Source organism: Variovorax paradoxus NBRC 15149, assembly GCF_001591365.1.
GTDB lineage: Bacteria > Pseudomonadota > Gammaproteobacteria > Burkholderiales > Burkholderiaceae_C > Variovorax > Variovorax paradoxus.
This window is the reverse complement of record NZ_BCUT01000005.1, coordinates 762858-776807: the sequence shown is the minus strand read 5'-3', so window position 1 is coordinate 776807 and position 13950 is coordinate 762858. Positions and strand designations below refer to the sequence as shown.

Here is a 13950-nt window from a genome sequence, read left to right as displayed (position 1 = left end):
CCCATGCCTTGCGCCACCCCCTGCCGAAACTGCGATCGCAAGGGCCTGCCGATCCTGTTCACCCGCTATGCCGCCGCCTTCAGCGCGCAGGAGCAGGGGCTCGCTGCGCTCAAGCAGTTGCAGCCCACGGGGAATTTCCAGGCCCAGCCCGGCGGCGTGGCCATGCGCACGGCCCTCTACGGCGTGCGCATGCTGCGGCCAGGCTATCTGTATGTGCGGATTCAGAACGTGTGCAAGGCCCACCCCGAGTGGCTTGCCTACATCGTGCACCCCCACGGCTACCTGGCGCAGTTCGACGTCGGGTTTCCGGAGGCCGCCAAGTCGAACCCCGCCTGTGAAATGGAAGTGCGCGGCGCCAATGCCTCCATGGTGTGGGTGGCGGACGCCAAGAACGTCACCGAGCTGCACTACATGTTCCACCCGGACCCCATCGTGCCCAAGCACCTGTTCGAGCACATCGAGCCCCAGCGCGACACCTACATGCAGAAGTTCGATGTCGCAGGATGGCTGGGCGGCAACACGAGCCAGAAAGACACCTGCCAACCCGGACAGCTCAACAGCCAGGTGATGGAATTTTCGGCACTGAAGGACACCGCCGTACAGACCGTGGGCAGCGAACAGCACTACGGCCTCATGGGCGTACACGGCGCTGAGCGCGAGTGGGGCACCTACGAGGAGGCGCGCACCGGCCGGCATTTCGAAAAGGTGCGCAACGAGACCCGCCGCGCCGACGGCAGCGTGGTCGTCACCGACACAGGCCCCGTCACCGGCATGGCCGTGGGGCCCTACATCGCACGCATCACCGGCCCGCTCTACAAGGACGCGCATGGCCCCCGGCTGCGGAAGATGGCCGAATTCCTGACGCAGCACAAGGGCGCTGTCGTCGCATGCGACGACCCCATCGGCATTGCCCAGGAACTCAGCCTGCACCACCTCACCGCGGCCATGCCGTATGTGCAGTGGCTCAAGGAGGTCGATGCCTCGGACCCCGGCAACGCGACCGTGACGAATGCATGGAAGCACGCCGCCAGCGAGAGCATCAAGACCGTGCGCGGAGCCCTCTACAAGAAGGCCATGGGCATGTACGACGCCGAAACGGACCGCCTGAAGAGCGTGCACGACGTCCTGGGCCAACGGCGCGCCTACCCCGTGAGCACGACGATGGTTCGGCAAAAGGACGGAACCTATGCCGAGATGTCCGTCGAGGCGATGCGGGCGCAGCGCCGGGAAGCACTGGAGGGAGAAATTGCCGCGCGTGAATCGGATCGGCGGCTCATCAGCGATGCGGAGTCCAAGGCCGCCCTCGAGACGACGCTTGCGCATGTCGATGAAGCCCGGCTCAACAAGTTCGACGCCGATCACATGGCGCAGATCGAGAAACGCGACAAGTGCATGGACAAGATCAGCGAAGACCTGATCGCCTGGCTCCAATGCGATGCCCTCCTGGTCAAGACACTCGGGCGATACGACCGCAAGCCGAGCGGCATCGAAACCCGCGATGGTGCGCGCTGCGCGGGCCAGTTGTGCGCCATTCTGGAAACCATGGACAGCAGCCCGCGCGGGCGCAAGTGGTATGCCGATCTCCAGTTGTTCAAGGACGAGCCGAAGAACCTCGTGTGGCGCATGGCGACGCTGAACAACGAGGCGATCTCGCAGGAGTTGCTGCGCGTGCTGGACACACTGAAGGACACGCTGCCGCCGGCCACCGAAGTGACGGATGCGGAAACGGCCGAAGAAAGCGCGCGGCAGCAGCGCGCCTGGGCCGCGATGGCGGCAGCGCTGGAGAAGATCCCGAAGACGCTTGAGGGCAGCCAGACGCTGATCAAGGAGGCCAAGAAGCTCGGCGACCGCGGATCGAGCACGCTGGCAAGAGTTCAGTCGCTGCAGAAGATCGCCGAAACGGCGATGAAGAATGTTCACTCGGTATGGGGTATCGCAGTGGTGCAGGCAGCCCGGAATCTGGGGGCCTCGGCGTTGGAGTTGAACTTGGCAAAAGCGCAGATTGTGTTGCTGTCACACGGCCTGGGTGACAACGCCATCGAGTTCGTACGCCAGGAGAAACGTCTGCTGAACGAGAAGTTGGAGGCCGATGGAAAACGCGTCGCGTACAGCAACAAGCACAACCCCCAGCCAGGTGGTCGAACATGGAATCGGCGCTACGACCACAAGGCCGAGAAGCTACAGGCGCGTGTGGATCGGGCGCTGACCCTGGGCACGGAGAAAGCGGTGCAGAACATGCGCATTCCCTCGGTGATCGGTGGTCTCGAAATCTTCGGCCTGATTCCAACTCTGGGGCGAGCGAGCGAACGCAGCGATGATCCGAGGGCGGGCAGCCAGGGGGCTGGGGCAATCGTCAGTGCGATGGGAACCTGGAGTAGCTGGCGCTCCGATTACTACGAAAAGAACGTCTACGAAGCGATCAAGGCCGATATGCCACTGAAGGCACGCGAGAACCTGATGAAGGCGCTTGACCACGAATTGCGCATGCTGAAAATTGGCGCGGCCCATTGGGTGGCATCCGCAGCCGTGGTGGGGGTGATCTGGGATGTGATCGATGGCGTAACCGCGCATCGCGAGGAGAATCGCCTCTTGATGGCGGCCTATGTCGGACGCGCTTTCGCAGGTGGTGTCACTATCGGCACGGCGCTCACAGGCGCTTATTTCCACGATGTGGTCAAGATCGTCCGTATTTGCACGCGAATCAACCTTCTTGCGGGCGCCCTCACACTGGTTGCCAGCTATGCGATTGAAAAGCTCAAGGAAAAGGAATGGATCGACTGGCTCCAGGCCGAACCATTCCGAAAGTTGGACAGCAAGAAAACCCCGCACACCAGCGAGCGGCTCATGCTCAGTCAGCTGGCAAATGCGATTGCGGATATGGAGTGAGTTGAAGCATGTTTATCTCGGAGAATAGCTACAACAACGAGCGTCGCAGCGAGGGTGCTTCCAGGGCGGTGGCGTACTACGCCGACATCAACCAGCATACGCGGCTGTACAGTATCGACGAAGGCGCGCGCCCTCGCCAGGAGCAAGAGCCCAAGCCTTCGAGAAAGGAAAGGCTCAAGCAACAGGAAATCGCCCAGCCCCGGCTGTCTGGCATGCGGACCTTGTTGGACTTCAACGAACATTTCGTTGAATTGAGTAATGCGGGAGAGGAGAAGCGCTCACTCGGATTCATGCTTTTCGTGCTGTTCGGCTTGATCGCCCTGATGCCGGCCTACTTCATTGGCCTTCTGTTGACCGATCAGAAGCCGTATCCGCAGGATTGGTACATCGCCATGGGCATCTTGCTGGCCATTGGCTTTCTGGCCTTTCTTCTGATCTATTTCCTGATCTACCCGCACGTGCTCGCGCCGGCCTTTTTCACCAGCCTACGCGCGCGTTACCGCTTCAACCGGACGACCCGGAAGGTCTATGTGCTGCGTCCGAGGAAGTACGGCGGCAACGTAGTGCTCGACTGGGACCGTGTGCAAGCGCATGTAAGGTGGGCACCGCCCAAATCCTGGACGGCCGAGCAATTGGCATCGGATGCAACGGCACGCGAAGCACGTTTGCGCTCAACGGGGCGGGACAGTAATTTGCTGCTCTATTGGGCCCCGCTGGATGCCAACGATCCCGAGCGCAAGGGAGAAGACCTACTCTGGGTCGGGCCCACCGGCAGCGGCGAATCGTTGTGGCAGTACATCCGGACCTTCATGGAAGATGGAATGGACGCTGTGCCGAGGCCCTCCGAGCACGAGTGGCTGCGCAAAGGCTTCAGCGGCCCTGGCGAGCACTTGGAAGAAACCGTCATGCATGGCTCGCACATGCGTGATGACATCATCGGCAAAGGCACCTCGGGTGCGACCTTCACCAACTACGCGACGAACTTCCTCTGGGCGCCGCTGCACAGCCTGGCCGAGCGGCTGTGCTACTGGCCCACGTTCCCCGAAGAATGGAACAGCGACTGTGGCCAGAAGCGTCGCGAGAACGGCATCGGCCCCGAGGAGCCCATGCGATGGACCTGCAAACCTTGATGCCTAGAGCCACGCCAATCCACGGAAGGTTGCTTGGTGGACGCAATGGCGAACTCAAAGCGAGTTGATTGTGTTCCTCTCGGAGAGCGGTTATCAGAATGAGCGTCGCAGCCTGGGTGCCTCAAGGGCGTTGGCGTATTACGCAGACATCAACCAGCACACGCGGTTGTACGGAATCCATGAAGGGGAGACGTCTCGTCGAGAGGGTGGGCCCAAACCTACGAGAAAGGAAAAGCTCAAGCAGCAAAATCCCGCAAAGCCTCAACTTTACGAAATGCGCACGTTGTTCGACTTCAACGAGCACTTCATTGAGTTGAGCAATGCGGAAGAAGAAAAGCGTTCCCTTGGTTTCATGCTGCTGCTTCTGGGTGCGCTGATTCTGTCAGTACCGATATTCGGCGTCGCCACCCATTTCCTGCGACATGGAGTGCTGGATTGGGTTCTGTGCCTCATGGTCATAGGCGTTTTTGCCTTGGAGTATTTTTTCTTGTGGCCTCATTTTCTCGCCCCGGCTTTCTTCACCGGCTTACGCGCGCGCTACCGCTTCAACCGAACAACCCGCAAGGTCTACACACTGCGCCCAAAGAAGTACGGCGGCAATGTGGTGCTCGACTGGGATCGCGTGCAAGCGCATGTTCGATGGGCACCACCCAAGGCGTGGACGGCCGAGCAACTGGCAACGAGCGAGGCTGCGCGCGAAGAGCGTCTGCGCTCGGCCGGGCTGGACAGCAACCTGCTGTTGTACTGGCCCCCGCTGCACGGCAACGATCCCGAGCGCAAAGGAGAAGACGTACTCTGGGTTGGACCCACCGGCAGCGGTGAATCACTGTGGCAGTACATCCGCACCTTCATGGAGGACGGCATGCATGTCGTGCCCCCTCCTTCGAAGCATGAGTGGCTGCGCAAGGGCTTTAGTGGAACGAGCGAGCACCTGGAGGAAACCGTCATGCACGGCTCGCACATGCGCGACGACATCGTCGGCAAGGGAACCTCGGGGGCAACCTATGGGAACTACGCAGCGAATTTCCTCTGGGCGCCGCTGCACAGCCTGGCCGAGCGGCTGTGCTACTGGCCAACGTTCCCCGAAGGATGGAACAGCGACTGTGGCCAGAAGCGTCGAGAAAGCGGCATCGGCCCCGAAGAACCTATGCAATGGAACTGCAAGCCTTGATGCCCGGAAACACGCCAATGGATGCCCTTCCCCGGCTATGCGAGCAGCACCCGGACATCCATTCGGCGCAGATCGAAAGGGCCTGGTGGAGAGAGATCAACCAACACTGTTTTGCCGAGGATCCGCTGGCCAATGTGGGCCATGCAGGAACCAGATGTGAGGAATCGTCATGCGTTTGTCTACCGTCGGGATCGTTCTCGCTGTCATTGGCGCCATCCTGGCGAAAATCGGCTTTGTCGTCTTTCTAGGGGCTGCCGCTTCGATCTCTGGTGGAGGCGGAGGGCATGACCTGCTCCCGGAGCCAATGATGATGGGTTTCCTGCTCGGTGGACCCATCCTCTTCTTGCTGGGAGTGGCGATATGGCTCGGCGTGAAGATCAAGGCGGCCCTCGTGAAGGCAAAGGCACGCCGCGACGCCGCGACCATTGGCTGCAGCGACCCCGAATCACCTGCCTCGTGAGCCATAGCCGATAGCGGGCGTCGGTCGATAGCCGCGCTCCCACTCAACCCGCCACGCCAAACCCCGTGTCGAAGGTCCCCTTCACATCCAGCGGCTGTCTGATGAGCCCCACCTGCCGATAGAAATCCGCCGTGCCCTGCTGGTCGGCGATGACTTGCGCATCGATGGGTATCCACCTCTGCTGGCGTCGCTCGAACTGCAGCTTGGCCGCCTCGGGCGGAATACCGATGATGCGGGCCAGTGCGGCCGAGTAGGCATCGACGTTGCGGTACGACCAGAGCTGGGCCTTGACCACGCGCTGCAGAAAGTCCTGCAGCACCGGCCGCTTGGCGGCAATGGCGGCGTCGGTGGCCGCGAGGTAGCTGAGCCCGGGCAGCAGGCCGCGACCGCTCACGAGCACGCGCGCGTGGCGGCTGACCTCGGCCAGCGCGGTGTAGGGCTCCCAGGTGGCCCAGGCATCGACCGAGCCCTGCGTGAGCGCGAGCTTGGCATCGGCCGGGGCAAGGAAGCGGATGTTGACCTCCTCGGGCTTGAGACCCGCCGCGGTGATGGCCTCGAGCGTCACGTAGTGGCCGATGGAGCCGCGGTTGGTCGCGATGCTCTTGCCCTTGAGATCGGCCGCGGTCTTGAGCGGCGAATCGGGCCGCACCAGCACTGCCGTGCCGTACGAATCCGAACGGTTCGCGCCGATGGCCTTGACGCGCGTGCCGGCCGCAAGCGCGAAGATGAGCGGCGCGTCGCCGATGGGGCCGGAATCGACCGCCGCGGCATTCAGCGCTTCGGCCAGCGGCGCAGCGGCGGGGAATTCGGACCACTGGATGTCATAGCCAAGGCCTTCGAGTCCGCCGGCCGCTTCGAGCAGCGCGCGCAGCCCGCCCTTCTGATCGCCGGCCTTGAGAACGGGGCGGCCCTGTGCGCCAGCCTGCAATGAGAAAACGGGCAAGGCCACGGCGGCGGCGAGGCCGCGTGCGAGGAGCTGCCGGCGTGATCGGTTGTGGTGTGGGTTCATGGGTTCTCCGTGTGCAGTGAAAAATCGGTCAATGGATGAAGCCGCCCTCGACGAAGCGCACCGGCTGCGCGTCCATGCGGGCGATCAGCGCGCCCAGGCCATCGGCGGGCGGTGCGGCAGCGCCCTGCCCCCACGCGACGGGCGCACGTTCGCTGCGGCACAGCAGGTCGTCGTCCGACCAGCCCGTCTTGCCGGGCGCACCGCGTGCGCGCAGCCAGCCGTCGCGATCGGCAATCAGCTGGGTGCCGGCGAGTTGATCGGTGCCGGCGATGAGCGACAGCGCCTCCCACGCGGCGGCGGAGTCGGCCACGCAATCGGCGGACGTTGCCATCGCGCTCGAAGGCGGCCGCAGCAGCACGGTGACGAGGCGTGGGTCTTCGGGGGGCACCGCATCGCCCGCCACGATGCGCACGCGCTGCCCGCGCCAGCTCGCAAGCAAGCGCGGCGGCTGCGAACCGCAGCGCACCGCCATGTCGGGCAGGCCGATGGGTTGCGGCCAACTGCCGAGCGCGCGCAGGCTCTGGCCCGCGCCCTGCGCCTTCATGTAGTCCACCAGCGCCCAGGCCTCGGCCTCGCCGAGCTTTCCGGCAAAGCCGGGCATGGTGGGTTGGCCACCCCGCTGCGCATCGCGCGTGCCGTGGAGGATGCGCCAGAGCAGGTCGCCATCGGCGCGCCGCCACAGCAGCGGGCCGCTGAGGTCCGGCGGCCACACCGCCAGCGAGGCGGCGAGCGGGCCTTCGCCCTTGCCGTCTGCGCCGTGGCAGGCCACGCAGTTCTGCTGGTAGAGCACGCGGCCTTGCGCGATGGAAGCGGCCGCGAAGCCGGTCGGCGATGCGTGGAAGCTCGCGGGCGTCGCGGGCACCAGCACCACGTGCGACTCGGGCCAGGGCGCGGCGATCAGCAGCATCGGCACCAGCGCCAGCAGGTAGTAGCGCGGGCGCCGCCAGAACAGCGTGAGCAGCAACGCCAGTGCCGCCACGGCGACGAACACCAGCGTCCATGCGAGGCTGCGCGCCTGCCCCAGGTCGATCAGCAGGTTCTCGCCCGACAGCCGGCGTGCCCATGGCCACGCCGGCTGGCCGTGCACATGCTGCGTGAGGCCGAGCGCATCGAGCGCGCGCAGCAGTTGCAGCTGGGCGCCTTGCAGCAGGCCGATCAGCAGGTTGAGCCAATCGGCCTCGGGCGTGCTGTTCATCTCACCAGGTGGCGTCGAGCCCCAGGTGCCGCAACGCCTCGTGCCGCAATTGCGCCAAACGCGCATGGCCGCGATGCCGCGGATACGGCAGGTCGACCACGATCTCCGCCGCAATGCGCGCCGGCCGGTCGCTCAGCACGATCACGCGGTTGGCGAGGAACAGGGCCTCTTCCACATCGTGCGTCACCAGCAGCGCCGAGAAGCCCGCACGCTGCCACAGGTTGACCAGCTCGCTCTGCATCGCGATGCGCGTGAGCGAATCGAGCTTGCCGAGCGGCTCGTCGAGCACCAGCAGTTGCGGATCGTTGACCAGCGCACGCGCCAGCGCCACGCGCTGTGCCATGCCGCCCGAGAGCTGGTGCGGAAAGGCCTTGGCAAAGTCGCTGAGGCCGACAAGCTTCAGCGCCTCGTCGACGCGCCCGCGCTGCGCCTTGAGCACGCCGCGCGCCTGCAGGCCCAGCGCCACGTTGTCCCACACGCTGCGCCAGGGGTAGAGCGTCGGGTCCTGGAACACGACGATGCGCGAAGGGTCGGGCCGCGTGATGGGTGCATCGTCCTGCGTGATGCGACCGGCCGTGGCGGGCTCGAGCCCGGCCACGAGGCGCAGCAGCGTCGACTTGCCGCAGCCGCTCGGCCCCAGCAGCGCGACGAACTCGCCGGGCTTCACCGCAAGGTCGATGTCGTCGAGCACCTGCAGCGGCCCTGCGGGCACATCGAACCAGTGGCTCACGCCGCGGATGTCGATCTGCGCGCCGGCCTGGCGCACGCCTGCTTCGGCAACGGCGGCGGCTACCATTTCACGGTCCCCTTCTGCCACGACAGCACGCGGTCGCGCACCTTGAAGAGCAGCGTGATCAAGCCCGAGCACAGCCCGGCCATCACGATCAGCGCGGCATACATGTTCGAGTACGAGGCCCAGCCCTGCGCCCACGAAAGGTAGAAGCCGAGCCCGGCCTTCACGCCCATCATCTCGGCCGTGACAAGCACCGAGAACGCCGCGCCCAGCCCCATGAACAGGCCCACGAACACCTGCGGCAAGGCAGCCGGAATGGCCACGCGCAGCACCAGGAAGCGCTCGCTCGCGCCCATGGTGCGCGCCACGTCGTAGTAGTTGCGATTGACGCCTGCGACGCCCGACCAGGTGAGCACCGCCACCGGAAAGCCGGTCGCCAGCGCAATCAGGAACACCGCGGCCGCATAGCTCGACGGAAAGAAGAAGAACGCCAGCGGCAGCAGTGCCGAAGCCGGCACCGGCCCCACGAAGCGCAGCACCGGATGCACCCAGTAGCCCGCGATGCGCGACCAGCCGATGGTCACGCCCGTGAGAAAGCCCGCCAGCGCACCCAGCACGAAACCGTGCGCGAGCAGCCGGGTCGAATGCAGCAGGCTTTCCCCGAGGCGGCGCCAGTCGTCGATGTAGGTCTCGACCAGGCTTTGCGGCGGCGCGAAGAACGGCGTGGGCAGCAGCGCGAGCTTGGCGGTCGCGATCTCCCAGATCGCGAACAGCACGGGCAGCGCGACGAGCCACGGGCCCGCGGGCCGCAGTGCATGTGCGACGCGGCCGGCGCGCGGTCCGAGCGATGCGGCGGCCAGCAGCAGTGCGCCGACCGCGAGGGCGGCGATGCCGAACTCGTCGGTGTAGGCCCAGTCGCTGAAGCCGACGGCCTTGTTCGGCCAGTAGAGCGTGAGCAGGCCGAGGGCGAACCATGTGGCTGCGGCGGCGAAGCCGATGCGCCATGGGGGCAGGGCCGCTTGGATACGGGGCGATGTCGAAGCAGGAGCCGGCGTGCGTTCGGGCGCCGCGGCCCCCACCCTGGCCCTCCCCCGGAAGGGGAGGGAATCGAAGCCCAATGCGGGGTCGGGGGTGCTCATGCGAGTGGATCGAAAGAGACGTGCTCGGCAAAGCGCACCGGATCGGTGGTCTTCTTGAGCACGCCGACGCCGCGGAAATCGCGTGCATAGAACTCCACCTCGTCGCGCAGCTTCTTGCCGAGCGGATGGTGGTTATGCGTGAGCGTGCCCAGCAGTGCGCGCAGGTCTTCGATCGGCACCTTGGGCGAATACTTCGCAAACAGCTTGGCCGATTCGTTCGGGTTCTCGGCCACGTAGTCGGAAGCTTGCGCAATGGCGCGCACCAGCGCAGCCACGGCCGGCTTGTCCTTGCGCACGAGTTCGCCGCGCGCGCCGACGATGCAGCAGACCTTGTCCTTGTATTCGCCCGAGAGGTTGCTCGCAATCTCCACGAAGGCGCCCTTGTTGCGCTTTTCGATCAGGTAGACGTTCGGGTCGCCATCTGCAATCGCATGGATCTCGCCCTTCTGCACGGCAATGTCGAGCAGGTCGGCCGGGTACTGGCGCCAGGTCACGTCCTTGTCGGCATCGATGCCGTTCTTCGCGAGCAGGATCGAGAAGAAGTTCTTGCCCGGGCTCGCGATGTCCGACACGCCGATGATCTTGCCCTTGAGGCTCGCAAGGCTGGTCGCGCCCGCGCTCCTGGCGCCCACCAGCCGCACGCAGCCGCCGTGCGAGCTGCCGACGATCTTCACGTCGAAGCCCGACTCCAGCGGCTTGAGCCAGCGGTGGATCATGCCCACCGCCGCATCGGCCTTGGCCGTGGCCAGCGACTCCAGCAGCTGGTCGGTGGAACCGGTGTAGTTGATCAGGTCCACCTGCAGCCCATTGCGCTCGAAGTAGCCGCGCTCCTGCGCGACGACGACGGGCGAGAGGCAGAATGCAGCGGCGTTCCATGCGAAGGTGAGCTTGCGCGCCTGCTGCGAGAAGGCCTGCGACGCGATCAGGCCGCCCGAGGCGACCACGGCGGCGGCGCCGCCTGCGCGCAGGATGCTGCGGCGTGAGAAAGAAGCGGTCATCGAGAACTCCGGAAGTTTTTTTCTTTAGAGCAACAGCTCGGGTTCGGCTTCGACCAGGCCTTGATAAAGGCTGTCGAAGGAATGAATGGCCCCCTCCGGGCCGCCGATCTGGCTGTGCGTGTGGCGCGCTGTGTCTTCGTCGATGGGCTGCGGCTTGCCGGCGGCCTCGGCGAGCAGCTGCGTGTGGCAGGCGTTATCGAGCGCGATGTACCACCAGGCGGCGGCCTCGACCGTCGGGCCTGCGGTCAGGATGCCGTGGTTCTTGAGGATCGCGCCCTTCCTGTCGCCCAGGGCGCGTGCGATGCGCTCGCCCTCGCTGGTGTCGACCACCATGCCGGTGAAGTCGTCGAACAGCGCGACGTCGCCGTGGAACACGCAGCTGTCCTGCGTGATCGTGTCGAGCTTGCGGCCGAGCGTCGACCAGGCCTTGCCGTAGGTCGAATGCGTGTGGGCGGCGGCAACGATTTTCGGGTTGTGTTCGTGGATCGCGGCATGGATGGCGAAGGCGGCCTTGTTGAGCGGCCGGTCGCCGATCACCGTCTCGCCCTTCGAATTGACGAGCAGCAGGTCCGAGACCTTGATGCGCGAAAAATGGATACCGAGCGGGTTGACCCAAAAGTGATCGCTGAGCTCCGGGTCGCGCGCGGTGATGTGGCCCGCGAGGCCCTGCGCAAAGCCGAAGCGCGCGAACAGGCGGAACGCGCCTGCCAAGCGCTCCTGCCGGTGGCGGCGCTCGGCCTGCACGCTGGTGCGCGGCGGGACTGGGTCGAACCAGTACTTCTGCTGCGGGTGGGGGTTGAGCTCGAGCGGCTGGGGGGCGTTGCGGTCGATGGAAAGAACGGCATTCATCGGAGATCTCTTGAGGTATTGGGTGTTGCTCCTTCCCCTTCCGGGGGAAGGCTGAGATGGGGGCACGACGGCTTCAAACGCCATGGCGGTGGTCGAGGCCGCTTGCCCCCACCCCTGCCCTCCCCCGCAAGGGGAGGGAGCAAGACAGATCAGGCGGCCTTGCGGATGGAAGCCGCGCGCTGCGCCACCAGCTCGCGCACACGCGGAATCAGCTCGCGTCCATAGTCGACCGCGTCTTCCAGCGGATCGAAGCCGCGGATCAGGAAGGTGGTCACGCCCAGGTCGTAGTAGTCGAGCAGCGCATCGGCCACCTGCTCGGGCGTGCCGACCAGCGCGGTGCTGTTGGAGCGGCCGCCGATCTCCTGCGCCACCGCCGTCCACAGGCGCTTGTCGAGCCGCGTGCCCTTCTCGGCCGCGGCGAGCAGGCGCTTCGCGCCCTCGCTCTGCTGCGGGCCGCCGCGGTTGTAGCCCTGCACCACGCGCAGGCGCCGGGTTTCGGCCAGGATGCTGTCGGCGCGCGCCCAGGCGGCCTCTTCGGTCTGCGCCAGGATCGGGCGGAACGACACCGAGAAGCGCACGCTGCGCCCGTGCTTCGCGGCCTCGGCGCGCACGCGCGCCGTGAGCTCGCGCGCCTGGTCGAGCGACTCGCCCCAGAGCGCATACACGTCGGCGTACTTGCCGGCCACGGGAATCGCCGCCTCCGAGGCACCGCCAAAGTACACCGGCACATGCGGCCTGCCGTTGCGCGTCTGCAGCGGCTTCACTTCGGAGAAGGCGTTCTGGAAGCGGTAGTGCGCGCCTTCGTGGTCGAAGGGCTTGTCGGCGGTCCACACCTTGTGCAGGACGTCGAGGTATTCGTCGGTGCGCGCATAGCGCTGGTCGTGGCCGAGCCAGTCGCCGTCGCGGCGCTGTTCCTCGTCGGAGCCGCCCGAGATGTAGTGCACCGCGAGCCGGCCGCCGCTGAACTGGTCGAGCGAGGCGAACTGCCGCGCCGCCAGCGTGGGCGCCACGAAGCCCGGGCGGTGCGCAAGCATGAAGTGGATGCGCTCGGTGACCGATGCCGCATGGGCCACGGTGAGCGTGGCGTCGGGGCCTGTGGAATGGTGCGGCACCAGCACGCGGTCGAAGCCGGCGTTCTCATGCGCCTGCGCAAAGGCGCGCACGTAGTCGCGGTCGATGGCCGGGCCCTTGGCGGCGTGGATCTCCGAGACCTTCTGGCCCTGGATCATGCCGATGAATTCAACGTCGTTCTGGCTCATGGTGTCCTCGTGTTTTCAGGGTGATGTGTGTGTTGTTCAGGCGGCGGGCAAGCGCAGCACGCTCTCGAAGCGGCGGTCCCACAGGGGCTTCACGTCGGCGGGTCCGTCGAGCACGCCGATCTTCAGGAAGGTGTCGGCCACCTCCTGGTGGCTGCGCACCACCGCATCGGTGACCGGGCCCAGGCTGTAGTCGCCGCTGCGGCCGTTGAAGAGCTCGACCAGGTCGCCGACCGGCACGCGCGTCTCGGCCGACTGCGCACGCGCATAGGCCAGGAAGTTGCCGTTGATCCATGCGAAGGCGCGCTGCAGGCGCTGCAGCAGGTCGCCCAGCGCTGCGCGGCGCAGTTCGTCGTCCAGCGCGCGCGGGTTGGCGTAGATCGGGAAGTTGCCCGAAAGGTAGCCCACGCCGGTCTTGATGGTGCGCGCGCCGTACTGCGTGCGCGCCAGCTGGCCGTTGTAGCCGTAGATGGCCCAGGCATCGAGGTCGCCGCGCGCGAAGGCCGAGAGGCCGTCCGAAGGCGTGAGGCTCACGGCCTGGATGTCGCTGAACGAAAGCCCCGCCTCGGCCAGCTGCCTGGCCAGGTAGTAGTGCGAGGTGGTGGCGCGCACGTAGCCCACGCGCTTGCCCTTGAAGTCGGCGATGCGGCGGATCGATGAATCCTTGCGCGCCAGCGTGGCCTGGTTGTTGAGGTCTTCATGCGTCACGGCCACCAGCCGCACGCTGGATTTCTGGCGCGCCGCGAACACCGGCGGGATCTCGCTGCCCGAGCCCAGGTCGAGCGCATCGCCGTTGATGGCCTCGATGTGCAGCACGCCGTTGTTGAGCTCGCGCCAGTCGATCTTGTAGGGCGTATTGGCTTGGCCGGAGGCCTGCAGCAGCGGCCGCCAGAGCCCCTTGTAGGTGCCCACGCGCAGTGTCACGCCAGAAAGGTCGCGCGCCGGTGCCGCGCCCACCGCGCCCAGGGCGCTCCAGCCCGCGGCGGCCTGGAGCAGGCGTCGCCTGTCGATGGGGAAGTCAGATGTCATGCACCGGACCGTACCGAGGCAGCCGGCAAAAGCGAACGCAGAAAAACGAGTTTGCATATGCGGGATGCGTCGTTTCCGGTGCGGCGCGGCCCCGG

12 protein-coding genes are annotated in these 13950 nt (G+C 65.9%); 4 read left to right on the top strand and 8 right to left on the bottom strand.

Annotation, left to right across the window (positions count from 1 at the left end; genetic code table 11):
• Nucleotides 1–3 precede the first annotated feature (3 nt).
• The 4 genes from VPA02S_RS24010 to VPA02S_RS23995 all read left to right on the top strand — a co-directional run bounded on the left by VPA02S_RS24010 (nt 4) and on the right by VPA02S_RS23995 (nt 5647).
• The gene (locus VPA02S_RS24010) at nt 4–2886 is read left to right on the top strand and encodes a T6SS effector BTH_I2691 family protein (RefSeq protein ID WP_062365970.1); all 2883 of its coding nucleotides are present in this window, start codon (nt 4–6) and stop codon (nt 2884–2886) included.
• Between the two features lie 8 nt (nt 2887–2894).
• The gene (locus tag VPA02S_RS24005; protein WP_018907421.1) at nt 2895–4016 is read left to right on the top strand and encodes a M48 family metalloprotease; all 1122 of its coding nucleotides are present in this window, start codon (nt 2895–2897) and stop codon (nt 4014–4016) included.
• 274 nt (nt 4017–4290) lie between these two features.
• Nucleotides 4291–5187: an MFS transporter gene (locus VPA02S_RS24000; protein WP_244883728.1), complete on the top strand. Its 897-nt coding sequence runs from the start codon at nt 4291–4293 to the stop codon at nt 5185–5187.
• 169 nt (nt 5188–5356) lie between these two features.
• Entirely contained in the window at nt 5357–5647 is a 291-nt protein-coding gene (locus VPA02S_RS23995) for a hypothetical protein (RefSeq protein ID WP_062365968.1), read from the top strand.
• Nucleotides 5648–5690: 43 nt separating this feature from the next.
• Here VPA02S_RS23995 and VPA02S_RS23990 read toward each other — a convergent pair whose 3' ends face one another.
• The 8 genes from VPA02S_RS23990 to VPA02S_RS23955 form a co-directional block, all read right to left on the bottom strand.
• Complete coding sequence (locus tag VPA02S_RS23990; RefSeq protein ID WP_062365966.1) at nt 5691–6656, bottom strand: ABC transporter substrate-binding protein; 966 nt, start codon at nt 6654–6656, stop codon at nt 5691–5693.
• A gap of 28 nt (nt 6657–6684) precedes the next feature.
• Nucleotides 6685–7851: a c-type cytochrome gene (locus tag VPA02S_RS23985; RefSeq protein ID WP_062365964.1), complete on the bottom strand. Its 1167-nt coding sequence runs from the start codon at nt 7849–7851 to the stop codon at nt 6685–6687.
• A gap of 1 nt (nt 7852) precedes the next feature.
• Nucleotides 7853–8647, bottom strand: coding sequence for an ABC transporter ATP-binding protein (locus tag VPA02S_RS23980; protein ID WP_018905396.1), 795 nt, complete (start codon nt 8645–8647; stop codon nt 7853–7855).
• A complete protein-coding gene (locus VPA02S_RS23975) occupies nt 8641–9723 on the bottom strand; it encodes an ABC transporter permease (RefSeq protein WP_062365962.1) in 1083 nt (360 codons plus the stop codon). Before VPA02S_RS23975 ends, VPA02S_RS23980 begins: the two co-directional genes overlap by 7 nt.
• On the bottom strand, nt 9720–10721 hold the full coding sequence (locus VPA02S_RS23970) for an ABC transporter substrate-binding protein (protein ID WP_062365960.1): 1002 nt from the start codon (nt 10719–10721) through the stop codon (nt 9720–9722). Before VPA02S_RS23970 ends, VPA02S_RS23975 begins: the two co-directional genes overlap by 4 nt.
• Nucleotides 10722–10745: 24 nt before the next feature.
• Nucleotides 10746–11570 carry a class II aldolase/adducin family protein gene (locus VPA02S_RS23965; RefSeq protein ID WP_062365958.1) on the bottom strand — a complete coding sequence of 275 codons (825 nt, stop codon included), beginning with the start codon at nt 11568–11570 and terminating at the stop codon, nt 10746–10748.
• A gap of 149 nt (nt 11571–11719) precedes the next feature.
• Entirely contained in the window at nt 11720–12829 is a 1110-nt protein-coding gene (locus VPA02S_RS23960) for an LLM class flavin-dependent oxidoreductase (RefSeq protein ID WP_062365956.1), read from the bottom strand.
• Between the two features lie 36 nt (nt 12830–12865).
• Nucleotides 12866–13855 (bottom strand): ABC transporter substrate-binding protein, encoded by a 990-nt coding sequence (locus tag VPA02S_RS23955; protein ID WP_062365955.1) that lies wholly within the window; start codon nt 13853–13855, stop codon nt 12866–12868.
• Nucleotides 13856–13950 lie beyond the last annotated feature (95 nt).